Below are 23,927 nucleotides of genomic sequence, written 5' to 3'. Positions count from 1 at the left end.
TCGCCCGCTCACGGCACAAACTCCACCCGCAGCGCCCGGCTCGCACTGCGGCCCTGATCGTCACTGACCCGCAACCGATACTCCCCCGACTTGCCCGGTCGCCAATTCAGCGTGGATTGCGGCGGGCCTTGACCGATCAGGGTCTGGTCGGCAAACCAGTACAACGTCGTCGCGTCGCTGGCCGCGTTGGCATTCAGCGCAATGCTTTCCTGCGGTTGGGACAGGCGCAATTGATAGCTCACCTGGGTCAGCGGCGAACGGATCTGCGGGGCTTCGCTCTGGTCGCCGATGCGGTTGGGCTGGCAGTTTTTCATCACCGTGGGCGGCGTGCGTCGCGCCAGGCCGGCGGCGCGGTACAGGCGTTGTACGTCGCTGGGCCAGAACTCGAAGACTTCTTCGCGGGTGTACTGCGGGTCGAACGGCGGGCAGGCGGCTTTGCCGGTGCGGGTGTCGATCAGCACCGGGCGGTGCAGGTTGGACACGCGAATCGGCGAGACGCCGGGGATGTACCAGGTTTTGCGGGTCTGCGGGCACCAGCGGTTGGGCAATTCGCCGGAGGCCGCGCAGACGTCGATACGGATCAGCCCGGGCGGCGGCTTGTCGGGTTTGATCTGCACGTTGGGCAAGGCCAGGGGCAGGGCGTCGGCGATGCGGAAGAACAGCGGCGCGGCGGTCTTGGCGCCGATGAACGCCGGGTTCGGTCGCCCATCGAAGTTACCGACCCACACCACCAGCACGTAGGGGCCGACCAGCCCGGCACTCCATGCATCGTGGAAGCCCCAGGAGGTGCCGGTTTTCCAGGCGGTGCGCCAGTGCCGGCCGGGCAGGCCATCCGGGCGCGGGTTGCGGCGCAGCATGTCGCGCACCATGAAGGCGGCTTGAGGCGTCAGCAGCGCTGGGCCGCTGGCCTGGGGCTGTTCCTGTAAATAGCGCAACGGCCGCAGGTGCCCGTCGCCGGCCAGCATCAGGTACAGCCGCGCCAGCTCTTCGGGCGTCATCTCGCCGCCGCCGAGGGCCAGGGCCAGGCCGTAATGGCTTTCACCGCGCAGGCCCTTGATGCCGGCGCGTTGCAACAAGCCGTATAACGAAGGCGATTTCACCTGGCTGGCGAGCCACACGGCGGGGATATTGCGGCTACGGATCAACGCATCGCGCGCCGTCAGTGGCCCGACAAAACTGCCGTCGAAATTCTCCGGTTGGAAGTAGCCGAAGTTACTGGGTAAATCCTTGAGGATGCTCATGGGGTGGATCACCCCCTGGTCCAGCGCCAATCCGTAGAGGAACGGTTTGAGCGTCGACCCCGGCGAACGCCGCGCCAGCACGCCATTGACCTGGCCATGGATGCCTGTGGATAAGTAATCCGCCGAGCCCACCAGTGCCTTGACGCTCTGGTCGCGGCTGTCGATCAGGATCGCCGTGGCGTTTTCCACCCCCGTGCCGCGCCGCTCGGCGATAAAGCCGCTGATCAAGCGTTCGAGCAATTGTTGCAAGGGCAGGTTGAGGGTGCTGTTCAGCTCGTTGCCGGGCTGGGACGCGAGCAACTGTTCGCTCAAGTGCGGCGCCAGAAACGCGATCTGCTGGCGGTTGCGCGCTTCCAGGGGCACGTCCAGCAGGCTGTCGTTGCGCGGGTCCTGTGGATAAGTTGCGCGCCAGTCGTTCATCAAGCGCTGCCGCGCGTTTTGCAACGAGGGCCCGAAGCGCGCGCGTCGCCCCGGCTGCTGGGGGATCACCGCCAGTGCCAGCGCTTCAGACAACGACAACTGCGCCGCCGCCTTGCCGAAGTAAATGCGACTCGCCGCCTCGGCGCCTTCGATATTGCCGCCCATGGGTGCCAGGTTCAGGTAGGCCTCAAGGATGTCGTGCTTGCTGTAACGCGCTTCCAGCCACAAGGCCAAGGCCATCTGTTGCAGCTTGCCCGGCACCTGGCGGGTGTTCAGATCCCACAAGCGCCGCGCCAGTTGCATGCTCAACGTCGAGCCGCCCTGGCGCTGGCCGCCGCTGTAAGTGGCCATGGCCGCACGCAGCAACGCCGGGGGATTGATCCCCGGGTGCCAGTAGAAATTACGGTCTTCCTTGAGCAGCAAGGCCTCGATCAATGACGGAGAAAACCTCTCCAGCGGTAGCCATAAGCGGTATTGCCCGTCATCCGCCAAGGTCATGCGCAACAGCGAGCCGTCATCGGCCAGCACCACCCTTGAGGATGTCACCGCCTGTTCCAGCGGAGCATGTGGCCACAGCCGCAGCCCCGCCAGCAGTACCGCCGCTGCCAGCAGCGGCGTCAGGCGTTTAAGGCTTGGTAATTTCAAGCTGGCCTACTTTGCCGCGCCCTTGCAGGGTGGTTTCGTACATGCCTTCGGCGTAGGCCGGTGGCGTATTGAAGGTACCGGCGTTGGTGGCGCGCACGCGGTACACGAAAGTGCCTACGTCACGCAGTGCGGTGCCGTACAACACCACCCGATCATCGCGCACGTCCACGTAGTCTGGCTGCCAGTTGCTCAGCTCGGTTTCGCCGATAGGCGCTTGCCAGGCGTCAGGCGTTTCGCTGTCTTCTACGTATTCCGCTTCCTCGCCTTCACTGTCATCGGTGCTGGCGGCTTCCGGCTCCGGCGGCAAGTTATACACAGGCTCGACGCCACCGGGCAGCAGGTCGACCACCGCCACTTGCTGCACTTGATCGCGGTCGGTCGCCCTCAGGCGCAGGCGCACCAGGAACTCATCGCCCACCGCGACCTTGCTCACCGGCTCACCGTTGAGGTCGAGGTACTCGTGGATAATCTCCAGGCCGTTGGTGATCGGCTTGAGCTTGGCGCCTTTATCAAAACCGGCTTCGCTGAGCATGTAGAACGCTGCCGGGCCGTCGGATTTTTCCATCAGCAATTTTTGCGTGGCGCTCGGCACTGCGGCGCGCGGCGGTTGGCCGGCCATCTCCAGCAATTGTTGCTGTTTGTCGCCCAACCACGCGCTGGCCTTGAGGGTCATGTCGCTTTGTGCGCGCTGGCCGTAGTTATCCAGGGCGCGCAGTAACAGCGCCGCCGACAGCGAGTTGTAACGTTGCTCGTTAAGGCGCTTGCCGAGTTTATCCAGCAGCGCCGCCGGCACCTCGTCCAGTAGCTCGGGGAAATGCCGTGCCAGCAAGTGCAGGTGTTCGGCGTCATGCACCAACGGGTCGTAATACAGACCGTCGCTGTTCCACTTATCCACAAGCGAACGCCATGGAATCTTACGGAACAGCGTATCCGCCTGGCGATCCTGCTTGAGCAGCTTGTAGCTGGCGGCCAGGTAGGCGGCGCCCAGGTCGTTCTGCCAGGTGTCCTTGAAGTAGCGCTCGTAGCGCTCACGGATATCGCTCAAGGCGCCGCTCACCAGAATCCCCTGACGGCTCAGCAGGTAACTGGCGTAGGCACGGTTGCGCAATTCCGACAGGCCTTCGCTGGGGCCGTTGGCCAGGTCTGTCAGATAGGTATTGGCCCGTACCAGCAGGTCTTCCGGCACCGGCAGCCCGCGTTCCTTGGCTTCGATCAGGAAGTCGGTGGCGTACAGGCTGGCATATGGCGCTACGTCCGGGTTGGCCGCCCACAAACCGAAACCGCCGGCCTGGTTCTGGCGCTGGCGCAACATCCGCACCGCGCTGGCGAAGGCCTGTTCGGCCTCGGGCGCATTACCACCCCAGATCAACGCTGGCATGGCTTTGGACACCAACTGTTCGGTGCAGGCGTAGCCGTAGTCATCCAGGTAATGCTTGAGACCGTTTGCCCACACCAGTGGCGACGCCGCCACACCCAGTTGCACGTCGCGCAGTTGGCTGAACAGTTCGCGGGTGGGCTTGAGCTCTTTGCTGGCGCTGTCGAAACGGCCCAGGCTCAGGGCCACGCGGTGTTCGCTCAGAGGGCGGATCGAGGTGGTTTCCGCCACCTGAATGCGCTTGCCATTCGGCAACACGGCGATAAAGCGCAGATCTGCCGAGCCGAGGGTGTCGCCGACTTTGATCTTGAACTCGGCGGTGCCTTCCTTGCGCGGTTGCAGCGACAAGGTGCTGCCTTTGTCGCCCTGCACGTTGAGGCCGTTGCTGGTCTGCACTTCAAACTTCACATCCGCCGCCGCGTCGAGGTTGCTGAACACCCCGGCGCTCACGTTGAACACATCCCCCGGCGCGACGAAAGCCGGTACGTTTGGCGTGATCACGAGCGGCCCGCGCACCTCGGTAGTGGCCTCGCTGACGCCCACGCTGTCGGCATCCACCGCCACCGCGAACAGGTGCAGCTTGCCGTTGAAACTGTCCGGCACCTGGTAATGCAGCACGCTTTCACCGGCTGGCAAGTCCACCAGCCCGGACCACCAGGCCACAGGCGGCTGGTGTTTACGCTTGAACGGGTTGAGGTGATTAGCCAACGCGCCTTCGGTATCGCCACCGGGCGCGGCCCCACTGAGCAGGCGGCTGAATTCCGGCAGGATCAGGTCAAGAATCTGACTGGTGCCGACTTCCAGCGCACGTTTCTGGAAGAAGAAGCCCAGCGGGTCTGGCGTCTGGTAGCGCGCCACCTGCAGGATGCCTTCGTCCACCGCATACACCACCGCACGGCCCGGGCGGTCGGCGTTGACCTTGATATCCAGAGTCTGCCCCGGTTCGATCTGCGCCGGGCCGTCAACCTTCAATGGCATGCGCCGCGCATCCAGGTTGATGCTGAACGGCACCACGCCGTAGGACAGCGGGCTCATGTAGACCTCGGACGAACCGATGTCGCGCACAAACTGCACGTTGACGTAGGCATTGCCCTCAAGCCCTGCGGGCACGCGGATATGCTGCACACTGTTGGTGCTGTCGGCCTTGAACCACTGCTGGGTGTAGACCTTGTCACGCTCGATGGTGATCAGGCCCGCCCCGGTGTACGGCGCGCGGACACTGATGGCAATCTCATCCCCCGTTGCGTAACTGCGTTTATCCAGGCGCAGTTGCAGCTCGGCGTTGCGCTCCAGGGAGCGCGAGGTGTTGCCGCGCCCGGCCACGCTGTAGTCGATCTGGTTCAGCAGCTTGCCGTTGGCGTCCTTGAGTTGCAGGGTGAAATCGCCAGGGGTGGCGGTGTTCAGGGTTTGCTTGGCGCCGTCCTTGGTCATCACCAGCGGCGAGGCGGGCTGGCTGATGTTCTTGATCCGCGATTCGTATTTGTAGGTGCCGTTGGACTGCTTCACCAGCACCGAGACGTAGCGGTGCTCGACCACTTCGCTGGTCAGCCCGTCCACCGCCAGCGGCGTGAGATCCGGCGCGACGGCCAACCATTGCACCTGGCGCGGGGCGTCCTTGGCGACATACGACAGCGAGTCCTGACTTTTCACACCCACCAGGTAGGGCGCAGACGACACCAGCAACGCACTTTGCGCCGCCACATTGCGCCCGCCTTCGGCCTCGAACACCTGGGTCATTACCTGCAGGCGGTAAGTGCTGTTGGCGAAGCGTTGCAGGTTGAGGTCGAGCACGGCCTGGCCGTTGTCATCGACGGTGGTCTCGGCCAGGTCTTCGGTGCTGGCCTCTTCCAGCGCATCGTTGAGGCGGAAGCGGTAATCGGGGTAACGCTCGAACGCCGCGAGCGTCGGGCTCAGGGACATCTTCGCGGTCACGCGACGGCCGGCCGCCGGGGCGCCGAACAGGTGCATTGCGCTGACTTTGGCCACCACCTGCTCCGGTGGAATCCAGCCCGGCACTGGCGTGTCGTGCAGGCTCAGGCTGACTTTCATACGGTCCGGCTCGAAGTCGCGGACCTTGAAGCTGACACTGCCCAGGTCGGTGCGGGTCTGTTTCGCGCCGATCAGTTGCAAGGTCGCGGTGTAATCCCCGGCCGGGGCCACTTCGCTGCTGGGGAAATCAAAGGTTTCAAAACCGCTGGCGGACAGCTTCAGCGGCTGGCGAATCACTTCCAGGCCGCGAGGGTCGGTGATTTGCAGCTCCACCGGCAAGCCTTGCAGGGCGCCTTTCCAGTTGCCGCTGCGCACGATCATGCCCAGGTGCGCGGTTTCGCCGGGCCGGTACAGGCCACGGTCGGTGAACAGGTAGGCGCTGAGGCGATCGATCGCACCGTCTTCTTGCAAACCGCCTACGTCGAAGCGCGACAGATCCAGCTGTTGGGACTGACGGGCAATCGGCAGGAAGGATTGGTCATTACCGCGACTGACCACATACATCAGTGGCGTTTTCTCACGGCGCAGTTCATCGAGTTTGGCGAAATGCGCGTGGCCTTCGGCGTCGGTGTGGCCGCTGGCGACCGGCAGACCGTTACGGCCGATGATGTCGACTTGCGCGTCGGCCACCGGCGAACCGTTGCCGATGGACTGCACATACACGTCATGGCTGCCGTCGCTGGAGCGCTTGGCGATGATCCCGAGGTCTGTCACCACGATAAAGCGCAGGTCGCTGGTGCTGCTGCGGGAGTAGTCGAATGTGCGTTCGGCCGGGTCATCCTGTGGGCTGAGCTTGAGTACGAAAATACCGCGTCGGCCGCCGTTGGCGGTCAGGTAATGGCTGAGGTCGACGTTGTCGTAGACGGTTTTCGCCGGGTCGTTGGACGACAGCGGAATATCCAGCGACTGACGCTCGACCATGCGATCGAAGTACTCATTACCGAAGTTCGGCCGTGCAAAGCTGCCGCTGCTCTGGTCCACCAAATGCTGCAACTGGTTGGGCAGCAGGCGAGCGATTTCCACATGGGCACCGGGCACGCCACGGGCCATGAAACCCAGGCGTTTTTCGCCGGTGAGGCTGAGCAAGGCGCCGTCGGAGAGGAACTGCAACGTGCGCGGGTAGGCCGGCATGCTGATCAGCGACGCTGTGGGGTTTTTCGCCAGGTAGCCGCCGATGGCTTCCAGGTTGGCGGGCACGCGCACATACAGCGCACGACCGGCCGGGGCCTTGAACTTGAATGCGTGCAGGGTGTTGAGCGGTTCGACGCTGGGCACGTGGGTCAGGTTGACCTTGGTGCTGCGGGCCAGTAGGGCATCGTCGATGTCGTTGCTGTTATAGGGGCGCGTGTCGTCCTCGGCTTTTTCCGGTAGCAACCAGGCCTGGACCTTACCGGCGATGGTGTCATCGGCTACGGCGCTGGAACTGCTGAACATCAACACCGGCTCGGGTTCGCCGCGTTCGTTGTCGACAAAGCTCACTTCGGCAGCGGTAAACGTCAGGCGATAGCGACCGGGCACGGTGACTTCGGCCACCAATGGCGCGTTGCTGGCGTTGCCGCCGTCCCGGGCCTTGATGCCTTCGTCGAGCTTGGCGCTGACGGGCGTGCTTTCCAGCGGGGTGGCCAGGGCGGCGGAGCGTACATAGGCGTTGAGCTTGGTCTCGTCGAAGCTGATTTCCGGGCGATTGGGTAACTGGGCGTCGCGGTAGGCGAGGCCTTTGCCGAGAATGATCGAAACCCGCTTGCGTAGGCTTTCCTCGTCGACCGGGTGGGAAAAACGGAAAGTCGCCACCAGTTGTTTCAGCGTCGGGTTGGACGGGTCCTGATACAACTCGTTCTGCGAAAGGCTGGCGCGGAACGGTTGAGTGGAGAACTGGCCGCTGTACTGGCTGAGCAACACGCCGTCGGCGAGCAGGTTTTTCTTCGCCAGATCGAAGGTGTAATGGGTGTCGATGGGCCAGTCTTTTTCCGGCGTGAACAGCAATGTGCGGTCATCGGACCAGCGCCAGGCCCCGGCTACAGCGGGTTTAAGGGTAATGCCGGCGGTGACCGGCTTGCCGATCGCCGCCAGGGGCGCGACGGACTCGGCAAAACGCACCTGCAAGTTATCCACAACCGCGGGTTGCTGGGTGTAGTCGGTCAGGTTGGGTTTGTGCAGCGAATAACCCACGGTGTGCGGCTGCGGCAGGTTGGAGTACCACTGCCAGCCGTAGAACCCGGCGCCGGCCAGCAGCACCAGGCCCAACACTCCGCCCCCGGCCCGGCGCGGGTAAGCGCGGGCCTTGCTGCCCAGGTTCAGCACGCCCCGGCCGATGGCGCGTAGCCAGAACGGCGGCTGCCATTGGCCGAACAGGGCACCCACCACAGTTATTAACGCACCGAACAAACGGCGAAAGATCGTTTTTAACGTGTCAAACATGGTGAGCATCCCTGGCTAAGTGCGGCGTATCTTACACGCGTCTTTGCGACAAAAGATGAGGGCGATACGTCACATCAATGCCGAGCGTGCGGGAGCATGCCCGCCCTCATATGTTGATCTTCGTCGGGCTTGAGGGCGGTGTCGGTCAGGTCCACCAGTAGCGCACAAGGTGGAAGAAAATCGGCGCCGCAAAGCACACCGAATCCAGCCGATCGAGCATTCCGCCGTGCCCCTCGATCATATGCCCCCAGTCCTTCACGCCACGGTCGCGTTTGATCGCCGACATCACAATGCCGCCAGCAAACCCCAGCAAGTTGATCAGCAGCGCAATCAGGAACGACTGCCACGGGTTGAACGGCGTGGTCCACCACAGCGCCGCGCCGATCAGCGAGGAGAGCAGGATGCCGCCGACAAATCCTTCGACGGTTTTCGATGGCGACAGGTTGGGCGCAATCTTGTGTTTGCCGAACAGCTTGCCGCACACGTACTGCAACACGTCCGACAGTTGCACCACGATCACCAGGTAGGCGATCAGCAGCAGGTTGCGGCCTTCATAGCCGGGGATGTCGAGGGTGAGCAGGGCGGGCACGAAGGACACGCAGAACACTGCGATCATCAAGCCCCATTGCACTTTCGAGGCGCGCTCCAGGAAGTGTGTGCTGTCGCCGCCGAGGGAGGCGAGGATCGGCAGCAGCAGGAACACGTACACCGGGATGAAGATCGAGAACAGCCCGTACCAGTCGGCGTAGATCAGCAGGTATTGCAGCGGCAGCGCCAGGTAGAACGCGGCCACCAGCGCCGGGTAGTCGCTGCGCCGGGTCGGGGTGAGGGTGAGAAATTCACGCAGGGCATAGAACGACACGGCATAGAACAGCACGATCACCGCGCCGGTGCCGAGCCAGAAGGCGATGCCGATCATCACCACCATCACCCACCAGGCGTTGATGCGGGCGTTGAGGTTGTCGATCACCACATTCGGCGTGCCACGGGTGCGCAGCTTGAGGATCAGGCCGATCAGCGAGGCGAGTACCAGGATCGCGCCGATTCCGCCGAACAGCATCAGGGTTTGGCTATCCATCTCAGGAATGCTCCGGGGCGAGGGCGAGCAGGGCGTCGCGGGTGCGGGCTAGGAAGGCGGCTTTGTCTTCGCCTTCTTCCAATTGCAGTGGCGCGCCGAAGCTGGTGGTACACAGCAGAGGCAGCGGCAGGACGCGCCCCTTGGGCATGACGCGGTTGAGGTTGGCAATCCACACGGGGATCAATTCGGCCTGTGGGTAACTTTTTGCCAGGTGATACAGGCCGCTTTTAAACGGCAGCAAGCCGTCTTCCAGATTGCGCGTGCCTTCGGGAAAGATGATCAGCGAGTCGCCGCCTTCCAGTGCGGCGAGCATGGGCTGCAAGGGGTTATCCACAGGGTCTTTGCGCTCGCGGTCGATCAACACGCCGTTGAACACGCGGTGGATGATGTAGCGGCGCAGCGCACTGTTGTTCCAGTAGTCGCTGCCGGCCACCGGGCGCGTGAATTTGCGCAGGTTCTGCGGCAGCGATGCCCACAGCAACACGAAGTCGCCGTGGCTGCTGTGGTTGGCGAAGTAGATGCGTTGCACCGGCACCGGCGCGCAGCCCAGCCACAGGCTGCGGGCGCCGGTGACGGTGCGGGCCATCGAGGTAATCAGGGTGGCGACCACGGGTTCGAACATGGGAATTCCTTATCCGGCGAAAGGTAGCCAAGGGCTGGCGAGAATCACGCCCAGGGTCAACAGCACTTGCGCGCCCAGCAGCCAGGCTTGCTTGCGCAGCAGTTTGAGGGCGCCGCGACGGCGTTCGGTCCAGGGTCGGCCGGCGCGTTTGGGCGACTGCAGGCCGAGGGTTTGCAGGGCCTGGTCGAGGTCCGGGGTGCGTTCGGTGTTACGGGCGAGCAGGGCGAACAGGTCGGCATCGAAGGCCACGCGCAGCGCCCAATACTTCTGCAGCAGGCCGAGGATAATCATCCACAGGCTGAGCAGCAGGCAGATCGGCGCGATGCTGGCCATCAGCAGTTGCGCCAGGCCGAACAATACGCCCAGCAGCGTCAGGCCTGTGGATAACTGATCCAGTGAGCGGCCGCGGCGCAGCAGGCTGGCGACGACCTGGAGTTCCATATCAGCAGGCATGGGGCAAGGCCTCCAAAGCATGGCGATGAGCGGGATGCAGGACCACCTCGGTCCGCGCTGTACGAATAATAGCCAGTGCCTGATCCACCGTGGCGGCGCGCCCGCTGTGCAGCAGCCAGGCCGCCACAGCGGTGGCGCTGCGCGAATAGCCAAGGGCGCAGCACACCAGCACCGGGCCGCTGGCGCGCAGGCGTTCGATGGCTTGCGCGGCTTGCAGGCATTCGGCGGGGGTCGGCGCGATCAGGTCGAGGACGGGGACGCTTTGATAGGCACGGCCCTGTGGATTAATCGGCAATTCCGCGCACAGATCGACGATGGCCTTGAATGAACCTTGCTCGCGCACGGTAGGAAGCCGACCGAGCGAGACGTTATCCACAATCAGGTCGGGCTGTGGATGCGTGCGCGTCCACAGCCGTGAATTGAGCCACGCCGCTGCCAGATACGGCGCATACAGCCAGCGCGCCGCGGGGGTCAGTCGACCGTCGGCACGCTTCTGGAAACCTGGCGCGCCGAGGACGACGTAATTCGCCATGATCAGCCCCAGGGACAGCGCCGGCCACAGCAGCCATAGCCACCACCCGCCGTAAGTCAGCGCGAGGATGAACAGCACCAGCGCGCCCAGGCCGTAGCGCAACCCCAGGCGCCAGCGCGTGGAATCACGGGTCAGCCGCGCATTCAGCAGCGGGCTCGGATGTTCCAGCGGCCACAGCCACACGCACAGCCAACCCGCCAGGGCACCTGTGGGTAAGTCGATAAAGTGGTGTTGATAAGTGGTCAGCACTGAAACCCCGATCAACCCGAACCAGCCATGCACCAGCCAGCGCCAGGCGCCCTGGGTGTGGCGTTGGTACATGATCCACAGGATCACCAGCAGCGCGATATGCAGCGACGGCGCCTGGTTGAACGGTTTATCGAAACCGGCCAGCACGGCAAACAGCCAGCCGAACACGCCATCCAGCTCCGGCCGTTCGAAGGTGAAGCGCAGCGGCCAGATCAGGAAGCAACTCACGGCGATGAGCTGCGCACTCAGCAGGCGCAGCGCATGTTGCTTCAGTTCATGGCGGCTGTTGGGCAGCAGCAGGGAGAAACCGTAGAGCAGGTCGATGGTCCAGTAGGGCACGATGGTCCAGGCCCAGAACGGCATGTGGGTTTCCCAATCGAACACCAGTGTGCCGACGTCGCTGCGCTGGCTGGTGACCCATGTGGCAAAGCCGTAGGTGCTGAAAAACAGCGGCGCCAACAGCAACAGCCACAGGAACGCGGGCTTTAACAGGCCGGGTTCGCGCATGTTCAGATCTTCTGTGCCAGGGATACGGTAAAGATGCCCCACTCATCCACCCGCTGGGTGATCTTGCGGAAACCGGCGGCTTGCACCAGTTGATCCATTTCCGCCTGACTGCGCCGGCGCATCACCCAGGCCTGGCCCTGGCGATGGCTGGTCAATGCGCGGGCGATCAGTTCCAACTGCGGGTGCCATGGCTGGCCGGTGTAGACCAGATAACCGCCGGGCTCCACGGCTTCGGCCAGGCCCGCCAGCGAACCGCCGACCATGGCGTTGTCGGCAAACAGTTCATATAACCCGGAGACCACCGCCAGCGTCGGCTTGGGCGCCAGCGCTGCCAGGTCCGCACGGTCGAACGCATCGGCTTTGATGAACTGCGCAATCTCGCCCAGGCCTTTCTCGCGGATCAACGCGCCACCGTCGCGCACGTTGATGTCGCTGTAGTCGCGCAGCAGGATCGATTCCGGCAGCGGCGAAACGCCCTGCAAGGCTTCGAGAATGTAACGACCGTGGCCGGCGGCGATATCGACGATACGCACTTCGCGATCATCGGTGCGCAGCGTGGCCATGGCCAGGCGCAGCAGCTCTTCGACGTTCAGCTTGCGCTGGCGAATGCCGCGCCAGCCGATGGAGTTGAGGTAATTGGTGTCGATCATCCGCCCCAGCGCGCCTTTGCCGGTGGGCGTGTTGCGGTACACGTAGTCCAGGGTGCTACCGGAGTCGAAACCGGTGTCGAAGCCCAGCTTGACGCCGTCCGACAGGTTCTTGCCCAGGCCCATGCTGGCGCGGGTCAGGCGCCAGTACAGGTCGCGCAGGGAATTGCGCGGCAGCGGCGCGGCGAGGGCTTCGGATTCGGCACAGGTGGCGCCCAGTTTGTCGGCATCGAGCAGCGAGGCGCGGTCCAGCGGGTGCGCGAAATTCTGCAGGATAAAACGCCGGGCGCTGCTCACGGCCACCGCACGGTCGCGCTCGCCGAGGGTGTCGTGGAAGAAGCCGGGGAGGATATGCAGCTCTTTTTTCAGGCTGCCGAGGCGGTCGAAGAACTGTTGTTGGGGTTTGCGGTGGACCACGAAGTCGGAGCCGGAGATCAGCAGTTGGGTCGGCACCTGGATCGCCTGGGCATCGGCGACAACCCGGTCGGCCGCTTCGTACAGCCCGAGCAGCACATTCACCGAAATCGCCTTGGTGATCAGCGGGTCGCTGTCGTAGGACGCGACGCGCTCCGGGTCGTGGCTGAGGAACTTGGCCTTGACGTAACTGTTGACGAAAAAGTTGCCGCGAAACCTGCGCATCAGCGCCAGGCCCGGCCGGGCGAAGGGCACGTACAGTTTGACTTTGAACGCCGGGGAGGCGAGCACCAGGGCGCGGATTTTCGGTGCGTAGTCGTGAACCCAGGTGGCTGCGATCACCGCGCCGACGCTTTGGGCGATGACTGCAAGATTTTCCGCCTCGACGCCGTAAGTGGCGCCGATATGCTCGCAGAACGTCTGCACGTCGCGGGCGCTGGTGGCGAAGCTGGGGCTGTCGCCGCGCTCGCCGGGGGATTGGCCGTGGCCACGGGCGTCCCAGGCGAAGAAGTCGAAATGGGGCAGGTTCAGTTCATCGACCAGATGGGCAATGCGCCCCGAATGCTCATGGCCGCGATGGAACAGCAGGATCGCCTTGCGCGGCTCGCCGCCTGCCGGGGCGGTGGCGGGCCAGTGCCGGTAGAAAAGCTCGACGCCATCATGGGTACTGAAGGTGTGTTCTCGCTGTTCGCGCATCGCAAAATCCTTATGCAGAAGGGGAAATGTGTTGTTCTTCTTTGAGGCCCTGGCGCACTCGGTTGACCACGGTGTAGGCGAGCAGGGCGGCGACCAGCCACATCACCGTGTCGACCCAGCCGGCACCGAGCCAGCCCAGCGCCACGCCGCTGGCCAGCACGCCGAGGACGAAGGCCCGATCACTCTTGCCCATCGGCCCGTCGTAGCGCCGCGACGCGCCCACCATTGGCCCGAGCACCCCGGCGTATTCGCTGAACACTGCCAGCAAGGTCACCAGCAGCACCGGCGCCAGGCTGACGCCGGGGATCAACGCAAAGGGCAGGATCAGCGCGCTGTCGGCGATCACGTCGCACAGTTCATTGAGGTAGGCGCCCAGGCGCGACTGCTGGCCGAATTCGCGGGCGAGCATGCCGTCGATGGCATTGAGGGCCATGCGCAGGATCATCCACAGCGGGATCAGCGCGAACAGCCAGAGGTGTTGGGCGAAGCCGGCGATCAGCAGGCCGACCAGCAGGGAGATGACCCCGGCCAGCACGGTGATCTGGTTGGCGGTGGTGCCGTTGTCGTAGAGGCGCTGCACGAGGGGGCGCAGCAGGTTTTGAAAACGCGGTTTGAGCTGATAGATCGAAATCATGGGAGTGACGTTTCCTTGTCCGTAAGCCCGCGAAAAACTGGCCTGAAGTGTGCCGATTAATCGTGGCCTGCACCAGTGATGGCACGTGTTTATGGGGGGTTAGTCACGTTCCGGAGCGCGATGCAGAACAAATGTGGGAGGGGGCTTGCCCGCGATGGCGGCGGCCCCGCCAACCCATGTATCACCCGACCCACCGCCATCGCGAGCAAGCCCGCTCCCACAGTGGGTCTGTGTTGCAGGTGAATACGGTGTTTAACGAACAAAAATTTCACGCCATGTGTTATATCGTAACGAATTATGTGTGAACGGGCATGAGTGGATGCAAGTGGATCTAGAAGCTGACGGCGCTTCGGTTGAAGGACTGCCGCGTTTTCAGCAAGGGCTGTTCCATGCCCGTCGATTGAGGCAAGCCGGTATCAGCCTGACTGCGGTGGCTATCAGCGGCTGGGTGCTGGCGTTGTTCGTCGCGCTGTTTGCCCCGTTGTCGATCTGGCCGGTGGTGTTGATCAATTGTGCGTCTGCGTTGCTGGTGCTGGTGGCGGGGTTGCAGTCGGCGTGGTGGGTGGCCGATTGGCGTGCCCAGGCGCTGGAAGCGTCGGCACCTGAGTTACTCGAAGCAGAGGGTGAACCCACTGGCTGGCAGGCGCGCCTGGTAGGGCGTTTCGGCAGAGGGTTGCTGGCGCAGATCGGCGCACCGGTGTTGTGGCTCGGCGGTTGGTCGTTGTTCGCGCTGGTCAGCATTGTCGAGTTCTGGAACCTGGGCTTGCCCGCGGCAGCGGTCGGCCAAGGCGCAAGTATCGGCGCTGCGCTGGCCTTGGCATTGGCCTTTGGCCTGCTGGTGTTCGAGCGGCGCCTGGCCCAGGAAACCGCCGCGCAATGGCCGGAAGCCGCGCAGTTGGCGCAACTGAGCCGGGTGGCGATTGCGTGCCTGGTGATCAGCGCGATTTGCCTGCTGTTTGCCAGTGCCGGGTCGGTGTGGCCGCTGCGCCTGGCGACGCTGGTCGGGCTGTTGCCGGCGCTGGTCGCGCTGGAGTTTCTGTTACGGGCCGCGCTGTCACTGTTCAGCCCGCGCCAACCGCGCCTCGAACCACGCCTGATGGCGCAGAGTTTTGTCGCCGGGCTGCTGCGCTGGCCGCCGCAACCGCTGCAGGCCTTGCAGCACGAATTGCACAACCGCTTCGGCATCGACCTGCGCCAGATCTGGGCGTTTACCTACATGCGTCGGGCATTCCTGCCGGTGCTGCTGGTGGTGCTGGCCGTCGGCTGGGCGCTGACGGGGGTGCATGAAGTGCCCCTGCAAGGCCGTGGGATTTATGAGCGCTTTGGTAAACCGGTGCAAGTCTTCGGCCCTGGCCTGCATGCCGGGTTGCCGTGGCCGCTGGGCCGCGTGCTGAACGTGGAAAACGGCGTGGTGCATGAGCTGGCGACCAGCGTCAGCGAAGCCGCCAGCCCGGAACTCGCGGCGGCCGAAGGCCCGGCGCCGCTGATCGCCAACCGGTTGTGGGACGCCAGCCATGTGAACGACAAGTCCCAGGTGATCGCCAGCAGCCGTGGCGACAAGCAGAGCTTCCAGATCGTCAATATGGATGTGCGCTTCGTCTACCGTATCGGCCTGACCGACCAGGCCGCACTGGCCGCCACCTATAACAGCGCGGATGTGCCGACCCTGATCCGCAGCACTGCCAGCCGCATCCTCGTGCATGACTTTGCCTCGCGTACCCTCGACGAATTGCTCGGCGAACAACGCACCGGCCTGGCCGACGAGATCGGCCGCGCGGTGCAAGCGGACCTGCATACACTCGACAGCGGCGTGGAGATTCTCGCCACGGTGGTTGAAGCCATCCACCCGCCGTCCGGTGCCGCCAACGCCTACCACGGCGTGCAAGCGGCGCAGATCGGCGCCCAGGCGCTGATCTCCCGCGAACGCGGCGCCGCCAGCGAACAAACCAACCAGGCCCTGCTGCAAGCCAGCACCGTCCGCGACCAGGCCCAGGCCACCGCGCACGAGGTCAATGCCGGGGCCCGGGCGGCGGACCTGCGTTTTGCCGCCGAACAAAAAGCCTACGCCAGCGCGGGCAAAGCCTTCGTGCTGGAGCAGTACCTCGGCCAGCTGACCCAGGGCCTGGCTCACGCCAAGCTGTTGATTCTGGATCATCGCCTGGGCGCCGACAGTGCGCCGACGATCGATCTGCGTTCTTTTACCTTGCCGGCCGATCCTTCGGTGCCGCGTAAAGCCGTTCAATAAGGAGTCTGTCTGTTGAGCGCTCATTCTCACGATCATGGTCACCACCACCACGGCCACCATCATCACCACCATGGTGACGAACAGCCCGCCGGTCCATTCCCTTGGCGGCGCATGGCCTGGGCTGTGTTGCTGGTGTTGTTTGCAGTAGCGGCCGCCAGCCTGGTGCAGGTGCGCTCCGGCGAAGCCACGGTGATTACCCGTTTCGGCAACCCGTCGCGGGTGCTGCTGGAACCGGGCCTGGGCTGGCGCTGGCCGGCGCCGTTCGAAGCGGCGATCCCGGTGGACCTGCGCCTGCGCACCACCTCCAGCGGTTTGCAGGATGTCGGTACCCGCGATGGCCTGCGCATCATCGTGCAGGCTTATGTGGCGTGGCAGGTGCAGGGCGATGCCGACAATGTGCAGCGCTTCATGCGCGCGGTGCAGAACCAGCCGGATGAAGCGGCGCGGCAGATTCGGACGTTTGTCGGTTCGGCGCTGGAAACCACGGCGGCCAGCTTCGACCTGTCCAGCCTGATCAATACCGACGCCAGCCAGGTACGCATCAGCGATTTCGAAGCGCAGTTGCGCCAGCAGATCGATCAACAATTGCTCACCACCTATGGCGTGCGCGTGGCGCAGGTGGGCATCGAGCGGCTGACCTTGCCGTCGGTGACGCTCACCGCCACCGTCGACCGCATGCGCGCCGAGCGCGAAACCATCGCCACCGAACGCACCGCCGTGGGCAAGCGTGAGGCGGCGCAGATCCGTTCCGCCGCCGAGCGCGATGCGCGCATCGTGCAGGCCGATGCCACGGTGAAAGCCGCCGACATCGAAGCGCAATCGCGGGTCGAAGCGGCGCAGATCTATGGTCGCGCCTACGCCGGCAATCCCCAGCTGTACAACCTGCTGCGTTCCCTCGATACCCTGGGCACCGTGGTCACCCCGGGCACCAAGATCATCCTGCGCACCGATGCCGCGCCGTTCCGCGCGCTGGTGGACGGGCCGAAGGACGTCCAGCCATGACCGAGCGTGACAGCCCGGACAGCCCGTGGATTCAGGCCGGGCGCCTGACGTTCATGGCGCTGTACGCGGTGACGGTGTTGGCCGCCCTGGCCTGGGCGTTTTCCAATGTGCGGCAGATCGACCCGCAGAATCGCGCCGTGGTGCTGCACTTCGGCGCACTCGATCGGGTTCAGAATGCCGGACTGTTGCTGGCGTGGCCGCAGCCGTTCGAGCAAGTCGTGCTGTTGCCGGCGGCAGACCGGGTGATCGAGCGGCGGGTCGGCAACCTGCTGCGTTCCGATGCCGCGGTGCAGGCCGATCGCGTGGCCAGCTTCGCCACGCCGTTGAGCGATGCCCTGGCCGGGTCCGGCTACCTGCTGACCGGCGATGCCGGCGTGGTGCAGCTGGATGTGCGGGTGTTCTACAAAGTCACCGAACCTTATGCGTTTGTGCTGCAGGGTGAGCACGTGCTGCCGGCGCTGGATCGCCTGGTGACGCGCAGCGCCGTGGCCCTGACGGCGGCGCGGGATCTGGACACCATCCTGGTGGCGCGCCCCGAATTGATCGGCAGCGACAACGGCGCCGCCGAGCGCCGTGAACGGCTGCGCGGCGACCTGGTGCAAGGCATCAACAAGCGCCTGGCGGAGTTGACCGCCAGCGGCTTGGGGGTGGGCATCGAAGTCACCCGTGTCGATGTGCAATCGAGCCTGCCGAGCCCGGCGGTGAATGCCTTCAATGCGGTGCTCACCGCCAGCCAGCAAGCCGACAAAGCGGTGGCGAATGCGCGCACCGACGCGGAAAAGCTCACCCAGACCGCCAACCAGCAGGCTGACCGCCTGGTGCAAGTCGCCCACGCCCAGGCCAGCGAACGCCTGGCCAACGCGCAGGCGCAAACCGCCACCGTCGCCAGCCTGGCCCAGGTCAAAGACCCCGGCTTGCTGTTGCGCCTGTACCGCGAGCGCTTGCCGAAGATTCTCGGCCAGGCCGGTTCCGTGACCACGGTCGATCCCAAAGACGACTCCCGCTTGATCATTCAGGGAGCCGAACAATGAGCGCACCCATGCTGACATCCGCCGAGCAGCGCAGCGCCGCCCGGCAATTGACCCTGGCCATGCTCGCTCTGGGCTTGCTGGTGCTGGGCCTGGTGTGGCGCTGGCTGGCGCCGGACCAGAGCGGCGTCAGCCAGTTGCTGCTCGGCGTGGCCTCGCTGCTGGTGGCTGTGCCGGTGATGCGCTCGGCCTGGTACAGCCTGCGTTTTCCCAGCCTGCATGGCATCACCGACCAGCTCATCGCCCTGGCGATGCTCGGCGCGTGGGCCACGGGTGATCTGCTGACCGCCGCGTTGCTGCCGATCATCATGATCTTCGGCCATGTGCTCGAAGAGCGCAGCGTGATCGGCTCCCAGGAAGCGATCCACGCCCTCGGCAAACTGACCCGCAGCCACGCACGCCTGGTGCAGGCGGACGGCAGCATCAGCGAAGTCGACAACGGCACGCTGAACAGCGGCGACATCGTCGAAGTGCGCGCCGGCGACCGCGTGCCTGCCGATGGTGTGGTGCTGTCCGGCCAGGCCAGCCTCGACACGGCGCCGATCACCGGCGAGTCGGTGCCGCTGGAAGCCAGTGTCGGCGTGCAAGTGTTCGGCGGTGCGATCAACCTCGACGGGTTGTTGCGCCTGGAAGTGACGCGTACCGGCAACGAGTCGACCCTGGGCAAAGTCATCGCCCTGATGCAGAACGCCGAACGTTCCAAGCCGCCGATCACGCGGCTGCTGGAGCGTTACGCTGGCAGCTATATGGTGTTGGTGCTGTTGCTGGCGGCGGTGACCTGGTTTGTGACCAATGACGCCCAGGCGATGCTCGCGGTGCTGGTCGCAGCGTGCCCATGCGCCCTGGTGCTGTCGGCCCCGGCCACGGCGATTGCCGGGATTGCCGTGGCGGCGCGGCATGGGATTCTGATCCGCAGCTCGGCGTTCCTCGAAGAGTTGGCGGACCTGACCTCGCTGGTGGTCGACAAGACCGGCACCCTGACCTTCGGCACTCTGCGCCTGCAGTCCATCCAAACCACCGCGCCGGACCGCCAAGGGTTGTTGAACCTGGCGGCCAGCCTCGGTTCGGCCAGCAGCCACCCGGTCAGCCGCGCGTTGGCCGGGTTGGCGAGCCAGGAACAGCTGTTGGTGCTCACCGACATCCGCGAACGCCAAGGCCTCGGCGTGGTGGCCCAGACCGCGCAGGGCGAAGCGGCCTTGGGCCGGCCGGAGTTGTTCGAGCAGTTGGGCATCGTTACCACCCGCGTCCCCGACCATGATGGCCCGATTGCCGGGCTGGCGTTGAACGGTGCGTTCCTCGCCTGGCTGTTGCTGGCCGACAGCGTCAAACCGGAAGCCCGCCAGGCCCTGCAAGAGCTGCGCGACCTTGGCCTGGGGCGGCAACTGCTGCTGACCGGCGACCGCCAAAGCGTGGCCGACAGCCTGGCCCTCGACGTGGGCATCAGCGATGTCGAAGCCCAGGCGTTGCCGGAAGACAAGCTCAACCGCGTGTTGGGCGAAATCAGCAGCGGTTTCCGGCCGATGGTGGTGGGCGACGGCATCAACGACTCCCTGGCGCTCAAGGCCGGCGTGGTCGGCGTGGCCATGGGCGCGGGCGGTGCGGACATTGCGTTGGCCTCGGCGGATGTGGTGTTGATTGGCAGCGATTTGCGCCGCCTGGGCACCTGTGTGCGCTTGAGCCGACGGTGCCGGCAGACGTTGCAGGTCAACGTGATCATCGGCCTGGGCTGGACGCTGGCGATCGTGGTGTTCGCTGCGTTTGGCTGGTTGGGCGCCGCCGGCGCAATGATCGCGGCGGTGTTGCACAACCTCAGCACCTTGCTGGTGCTGGGCAATGCCGGGCGGTTGCTGCGGTTTCAGGAGCCGCTGTCGAAGCTGGAGGAATAAATTCCAGGTTTTTTTCGATGGCGCTGTAACGGCAAGGGGGCACCTCACTCTAGTGCTATGTCGCGACTGAGCATTCCGCTCAGCCGACCTAACCACGATTTATGAGGATGACCCCATGACCATCAAAAACGTCGTTTCCGGTGCTGCCCTGGCTTTCGCTGCCGCCGCCTTGTTTGCCGGTGTCACCACCCAGGTCCAGGCCGCCGACGCTCCGGTTCATTGCTACGGCGTAACCTCCTGCAAAGGCATGAATGACTGCAAGACCGCTGAAAACGCCTGCAAGGGCCAGGCGGTCTGCAAGGGTCATGGCTTCAAGGCCATGACCAAGGCCGCGTGCGACGCGGCCGGTGGCAAAGTCGGCGCGTAATCGGCCCCGCGTACCCCGCAGCGGTCGCCGTCACCGCTGCGGACACTTTTGCCCAGGAGTGCCTGATGTCTACATCCCTTCCGAGCCTGGGTTACGGCCTGGGCCTACGCAGTGAGTACTACCAGCAGATCCTTGAACAATCGCCGGCCGTGGATTGGTTCGAAGTGATCTCCGAGAATTACCTGGTGCAGGGCGGTAAAGCCTTGTACTACCTGGACGCGATCGCCGAGCGCTACCCGCTGGTGATGCACGGCGTGTCCCTGTCCATCGGCGGGCCCCATCCGCTCGATACCGATTACCTCAAGCAGCTCCAGCAACTCGCCGCGCGCATCCAGCCGGCGTGGATCTCCGATCACCTGTGCTGGAGCCGCGGCAGCGCGCACCAATTGCATGACTTGCTGCCCCTGCCGTACACCGAAGAAAGTTTGTATCACGTGGCCAGTCGCGTGCTTCAGGTACAGGATGTGTTGCAGCGCCCGCTGGTGCTGGAAAACGTCTCCAGCTATGTGCGCGCCAAGGCGGATGAATTCACCGAGTGGGAATTCCTCAACGCGCTGACCCACTTGACCGGGTGCCAGTTGCTGCTGGACGTCAACAATGTGTACGTCAGCTCGCGCAATCATGGCTTCGATGCCTGGACGTTCATTCACAACCTGCCGCCGCAGAGCATCCGCCAGCTGCATCTGGCGGGGCATATGGACTACGGCGATTACGTGGTCGATACCCATGACCACCCGGTGTGTGATCCGGTGTGGGCGCTGTATCAACAGACCCTGGAGCACCTGGGCCCGGTCTCGACGTTGCTCGAGCGTGACGACCATTTCCCGCCGTTCGAAGACTTGCTCAGCGAGTTGGACAAGGCCCGGTCGCTGGGGGCTAGCGCCTTGCTCAGGAGAACGCTATGCGCCTGACGGATTGGCAACGGGCTTTCGAAGAGCATTTATTAGCCGAAACGCCCGTGGCCGGCATTGGCTTTGCCGCCACCTTGCTGGGTGGTCCTACGCTGGATGTGGAAACCGGCCTGGCGATTTATCACAACGCCTACCTGTCGCGCTTGCAGGACGTATTACGGCAGGACTTCGGCGCCCTCTGGTATTGGCTGGGCGATGACGAATTCGCCTCGCTGACCGAGGCCTACGTGCGTCGCTATCCGTCCGCCCATTACAGCCTGCGCTGGCTGGGCGAGCGGTTTGCGGGGTTTATCCAGGAGCACCTGGTGGCTGAACAAAGCGCGCCGTTGGCCGAGCTGGCACGGCTGGAGTGGGCGTTTACCCTGGCGTTCGATGCGCCGCCGGGCACGCCGCTGACCCTGGACGACATGGCGCGACTGCCGCCGCCCGACTGGCCGGGCTTGCAGGTCACCCTGGCGCCGACCGTTCAGCAGATATTCTGCCGCTTCAATACCGTCGAAACCTGGCGTGCCGCCAAGGCTAAATCGGCCTTGCACGCCGGCCAGCCTCTGGACGCGCCGCAGGTCTGCCTGGTGTGGCGCGATCAGCAGATATGCCGCTACCGCAGCCTCGAACCCGCACAAACCTGCGCCCTGGCGGGCATGGTGAGCACCGGCTGGTGTTTTTCAGAACTGTGCGAACGCTTGGCGGTCAGTCATGGAGAGGGTGCGCCCCTGCAAGCAGTCTCATGGCTGAAACAGTGGGTTCAGGACGGTTTGCTCGAACGCCGGATTCCATAAGCGCAGGTTATCAGATCGATAGCTTCCTACCCGGTCGTCGGATGGTCTACCCTCTTTCCAGACGTCTGAAACAAGGGGGGACTACTCATGCTCGCGCAACTTCCACCGGCCTTACAGAATCTTCAGCTACCGCTGCGTCTTCGACTCTGGGACGGCCATGAATTCAACTTGGGCCCTGAGCCCAGTGTGACCATCGTGGTGAAGGACCCCACGATTGTGTCCAAGCTTTCCCATCCCACGCTCGATTCATTGGGCGAAGCCTTCGTCGAGGGCAAACTGGAGCTGGAAGGCTCCATCTCCGAGGTGATCCGGGTGTGTGACGAGTTGAGTCACGCCCTGGTCGATGACGATGGGGGCAATCGTCCGGTGCGCTCGTTCCACGACAAGGCCACTGACGCAGCGGCGATTTCCTACCATTACGACCTGTCCAACGAGTTCTACCAGCTGTGGCTCGACCAGGACATGGCGTATTCCTGCGGTTATTTCGAAACCGGCAGCGAATCCATCGATCAGGCCCAACAAGACAAATTCCGCCACCTGTGCCGCAAGTTGCGCTTGCAGCCGGGGGAGTATTTGCTCGATGTCGGCTGCGGTTGGGGCGGGCTGGCGCGGTATGCGGCGCGGGAGTTCGGGGTAAAGGTGTTCGGCATCACCCTGAGCAAGGAGCAACTGGCCCTGGCCAAGGCACGCGTGAAAGCCGAGGGCCTGGACGATCAGGTGGACCTGCAACTGCTCGATTACCGTGACCTGCCCCAGGACGGTCGTTTCGACAAAGTGGTGAGCGTGGGCATGTTCGAACACGTCGGCCACGCCAACCTGGCGCAATACTGCAAAACCCTGTTTGGCGCGGTGCGCGAAGGCGGGCTGGTGATGAACCATGGCATCACCGCCAAGCACACCGACGGACGCCCCGTGGGCCGCGGCGCCGGGGATTTCATCGAGCGCTACGTTTTCCCCAACGGCGAACTGCCGCACCTGGCGATGATGACCGCCGAACTCAGCGAAGCCGGGCTCGAAGTGGTCGACGTGGAAAGCCTGCGCCTGCACTACGCACGCACCCTGGACCACTGGAGCGAACGCCTGGAAGACAACCTGGAAGCGGCGGCGAAGATGGTGCCGGCGCAGGCGTTGCGCATCTGGCGGTTGTACCTGGCCGGTTGCGCCTACGCGTTTGCGCGGGGCTGGATTAACCTGCACCAGATCCTGGCGGTAAAACCCCACGCCGATGGCAGCCATGAACTGCCGTGGACGCGGGAAGATATCTACCGCTGAAGCATTTTCACACAGCCCTGCAGATCCAAATGTGGGAGGGGGCAAGCCCCCTCCCACATTTTTACCGCAGCGTCTGTTGGTGAAGCGGTGAAACACGCCGTGGGATCCGCATACTGGCGGTAAAACCCTTCGCCGATGGCAGCCATGAACTGCCGTGGACGCGGGAAGATATCTACCGCTGAAGCATTTTCCCACAGCCCCGCAGATCCAAATGTGGGAGGGGGCTTGCCCCCGATTGCGGTGTGTCAGCTAGCGGATTGGGCACTGATTCACCGCTATCGGGGGCAAGCCCCCTCCCACATTTTTACCGCAGCGTCTGTTGGTGAAGCGGTGAAACACGCCGTGCGATCCGCATACTGGCGGTAAAACCCCACGCCGATGGCAGCCACGAACTGCCGTGGACACGGGAAGATATCTACCGCTGAAGCATTTTCCCACAGCCCCGCAGATCCAAATGTGGGAGGGGGCTTGCCCCCGATAGCGGTGTGTCAGCTGGCGGATTGGGCACTGATTCACC

General features: G+C 64.2%; 16 protein-coding genes. 8 read left to right on the top strand and 8 right to left on the bottom strand.

The features are described 5' to 3' along the window. Positions 1-8 precede the first annotated feature (8 nt). From pbpC to LQ249_RS00775, 8 genes are all read right to left on the bottom strand, one after another. The gene (gene pbpC, locus LQ249_RS00810) at positions 9-2,306 is read right to left on the bottom strand and encodes a penicillin-binding protein 1C (protein ID WP_046381588.1); all 2,298 of its coding nucleotides are present in this window, start codon (positions 2,304-2,306) and stop codon (positions 9-11) included. Next, positions 2,287-8,088, bottom strand: a complete 5,802-nt coding sequence (locus LQ249_RS00805) for an MG2 domain-containing protein (RefSeq protein ID WP_232566116.1) — start codon at positions 8,086-8,088, stop codon at positions 2,287-2,289. Before LQ249_RS00805 ends, pbpC begins: the two co-directional genes overlap by 20 nt. Positions 8,089-8,233: 145 nt before the next feature. Further along, positions 8,234-9,166 carry a phosphatidate cytidylyltransferase gene (locus tag LQ249_RS00800; protein WP_232566115.1) on the bottom strand — a complete coding sequence of 311 codons (933 nt, stop codon included), beginning with the start codon at positions 9,164-9,166 and terminating at the stop codon, positions 8,234-8,236. Between the two features lies 1 nt (position 9,167). Then, the gene (locus LQ249_RS00795) at positions 9,168-9,788 is read right to left on the bottom strand and encodes a lysophospholipid acyltransferase family protein (RefSeq protein WP_017850066.1); all 621 of its coding nucleotides are present in this window, start codon (positions 9,786-9,788) and stop codon (positions 9,168-9,170) included. Positions 9,789-9,797: 9 nt separating this feature from the next. Next, positions 9,798-10,241 carry a hypothetical protein gene (locus LQ249_RS00790; RefSeq protein WP_017850065.1) on the bottom strand — a complete coding sequence of 148 codons (444 nt, stop codon included), beginning with the start codon at positions 10,239-10,241 and terminating at the stop codon, positions 9,798-9,800. After that, positions 10,231-11,529, bottom strand: coding sequence for a phosphatase PAP2/dual specificity phosphatase family protein (locus LQ249_RS00785; protein ID WP_232566114.1), 1,299 nt, complete (start codon positions 11,527-11,529; stop codon positions 10,231-10,233). The genes LQ249_RS00790 and LQ249_RS00785 overlap by 11 nt, the downstream gene beginning before the upstream one ends. Before the next feature lie 2 nt (positions 11,530-11,531). After that, complete coding sequence (locus tag LQ249_RS00780) at positions 11,532-13,286, bottom strand: bifunctional alpha/beta hydrolase/class I SAM-dependent methyltransferase (RefSeq protein ID WP_046381591.1); 1,755 nt, start codon at positions 13,284-13,286, stop codon at positions 11,532-11,534. 10 nt (positions 13,287-13,296) lie between these two features. Next, complete coding sequence (locus tag LQ249_RS00775; RefSeq protein WP_046381592.1) at positions 13,297-13,920, bottom strand: CDP-alcohol phosphatidyltransferase family protein; 624 nt, start codon at positions 13,918-13,920, stop codon at positions 13,297-13,299. A gap of 319 nt (positions 13,921-14,239) precedes the next feature. Here LQ249_RS00775 and hflK (LQ249_RS00770) point away from each other — a divergent pair, with 319 nt between their 5' ends. From hflK (LQ249_RS00770) to cfaB, 8 genes are all read left to right on the top strand, one after another. Further along, the gene (gene hflK, locus LQ249_RS00770; protein ID WP_232566113.1) at positions 14,240-16,165 is read left to right on the top strand and encodes a protease modulator HflK; all 1,926 of its coding nucleotides are present in this window, start codon (positions 14,240-14,242) and stop codon (positions 16,163-16,165) included. A gap of 12 nt (positions 16,166-16,177) precedes the next feature. Further along, positions 16,178-17,167 (top strand): protease modulator HflC, encoded by a 990-nt coding sequence (gene hflC / locus LQ249_RS00765; RefSeq protein WP_017850060.1) that lies wholly within the window; start codon positions 16,178-16,180, stop codon positions 17,165-17,167. Further along, on the top strand, positions 17,164-18,198 hold the full coding sequence (hflK, locus tag LQ249_RS00760; RefSeq protein ID WP_169863634.1) for a protease modulator HflK: 1,035 nt from the start codon (positions 17,164-17,166) through the stop codon (positions 18,196-18,198). Before hflC ends, hflK (LQ249_RS00760) begins: the two co-directional genes overlap by 4 nt. Continuing rightward, positions 18,195-20,081, top strand: a complete 1,887-nt coding sequence (locus LQ249_RS00755; RefSeq protein ID WP_046381595.1) for a cation-translocating P-type ATPase — start codon at positions 18,195-18,197, stop codon at positions 20,079-20,081. Before hflK (LQ249_RS00760) ends, LQ249_RS00755 begins: the two co-directional genes overlap by 4 nt. Before the next feature lie 115 nt (positions 20,082-20,196). Further along, complete coding sequence (gene bufA2, locus LQ249_RS00750; RefSeq protein WP_046381596.1) at positions 20,197-20,448, top strand: BufA2 family periplasmic bufferin-type metallophore; 252 nt, start codon at positions 20,197-20,199, stop codon at positions 20,446-20,448. 65 nt (positions 20,449-20,513) lie between these two features. Beyond that, a complete protein-coding gene (bufB, locus tag LQ249_RS00745; protein ID WP_017850056.1) occupies positions 20,514-21,359 on the top strand; it encodes an MNIO family bufferin maturase in 846 nt (281 codons plus the stop codon). Beyond that, complete coding sequence (locus tag LQ249_RS00740) at positions 21,350-22,138, top strand: HvfC/BufC N-terminal domain-containing protein (protein WP_017850055.1); 789 nt, start codon at positions 21,350-21,352, stop codon at positions 22,136-22,138. The genes bufB and LQ249_RS00740 overlap by 10 nt, the downstream gene beginning before the upstream one ends. A gap of 87 nt (positions 22,139-22,225) precedes the next feature. Beyond that, entirely contained in the window at positions 22,226-23,410 is a 1,185-nt protein-coding gene (cfaB, locus tag LQ249_RS00735; protein ID WP_026140407.1) for a C17 cyclopropane fatty acid synthase CfaB, read from the top strand. Positions 23,411-23,927: the final 517 nt, after the last annotated feature.

This window comes from Pseudomonas sp. 7-41, from assembly GCF_021233075.1.
Classification (GTDB): Bacteria; Pseudomonadota; Gammaproteobacteria; order Pseudomonadales; family Pseudomonadaceae; genus Aquipseudomonas; species Aquipseudomonas veronii.
The sequence above is the reverse complement of the archived record's forward strand: the minus strand, read 5'-3'. Positions and strand labels throughout refer to the sequence as shown.

Coding starts and splice junctions, on each gene's coding strand:
- LQ249_RS00795 (WP_017850066.1), bottom strand. CDS start 9,788: ATGTTCGAACCCGTGGTCGCCACCCTGATTACCTCGATGGCCCGCACC.
- LQ249_RS00755 (WP_046381595.1), top strand. CDS start 18,195: ATGAGCGCACCCATGCTGACATCCGCCGAGCAGCGCAGCGCCGCCCGG.
- bufB (WP_017850056.1), top strand. CDS start 20,514: ATGTCTACATCCCTTCCGAGCCTGGGTTACGGCCTGGGCCTACGCAGT.
- LQ249_RS00740 (WP_017850055.1), top strand. CDS start 21,350: ATGCGCCTGACGGATTGGCAACGGGCTTTCGAAGAGCATTTATTAGCC.
- LQ249_RS00785 (WP_232566114.1), bottom strand. CDS start 11,529: ATGCGCGAACCCGGCCTGTTAAAGCCCGCGTTCCTGTGGCTGTTGCTG.
- LQ249_RS00780 (WP_046381591.1), bottom strand. CDS start 13,286: ATGCGCGAACAGCGAGAACACACCTTCAGTACCCATGATGGCGTCGAG.
- LQ249_RS00775 (WP_046381592.1), bottom strand. CDS start 13,920: ATGATTTCGATCTATCAGCTCAAACCGCGTTTTCAAAACCTGCTGCGC.
- LQ249_RS00805 (WP_232566116.1), bottom strand. CDS start 8,088: ATGTTTGACACGTTAAAAACGATCTTTCGCCGTTTGTTCGGTGCGTTA.
- cfaB (WP_026140407.1), top strand. CDS start 22,226: ATGCTCGCGCAACTTCCACCGGCCTTACAGAATCTTCAGCTACCGCTG.
- LQ249_RS00800 (WP_232566115.1), bottom strand. CDS start 9,166: ATGGATAGCCAAACCCTGATGCTGTTCGGCGGAATCGGCGCGATCCTG.
- bufA2 (WP_046381596.1), top strand. CDS start 20,197: ATGACCATCAAAAACGTCGTTTCCGGTGCTGCCCTGGCTTTCGCTGCC.
- hflK (WP_232566113.1), top strand. CDS start 14,240: ATGCAAGTGGATCTAGAAGCTGACGGCGCTTCGGTTGAAGGACTGCCG.
- LQ249_RS00790 (WP_017850065.1), bottom strand. CDS start 10,241: ATGCCTGCTGATATGGAACTCCAGGTCGTCGCCAGCCTGCTGCGCCGC.
- hflK (WP_169863634.1), top strand. CDS start 17,164: ATGACCGAGCGTGACAGCCCGGACAGCCCGTGGATTCAGGCCGGGCGC.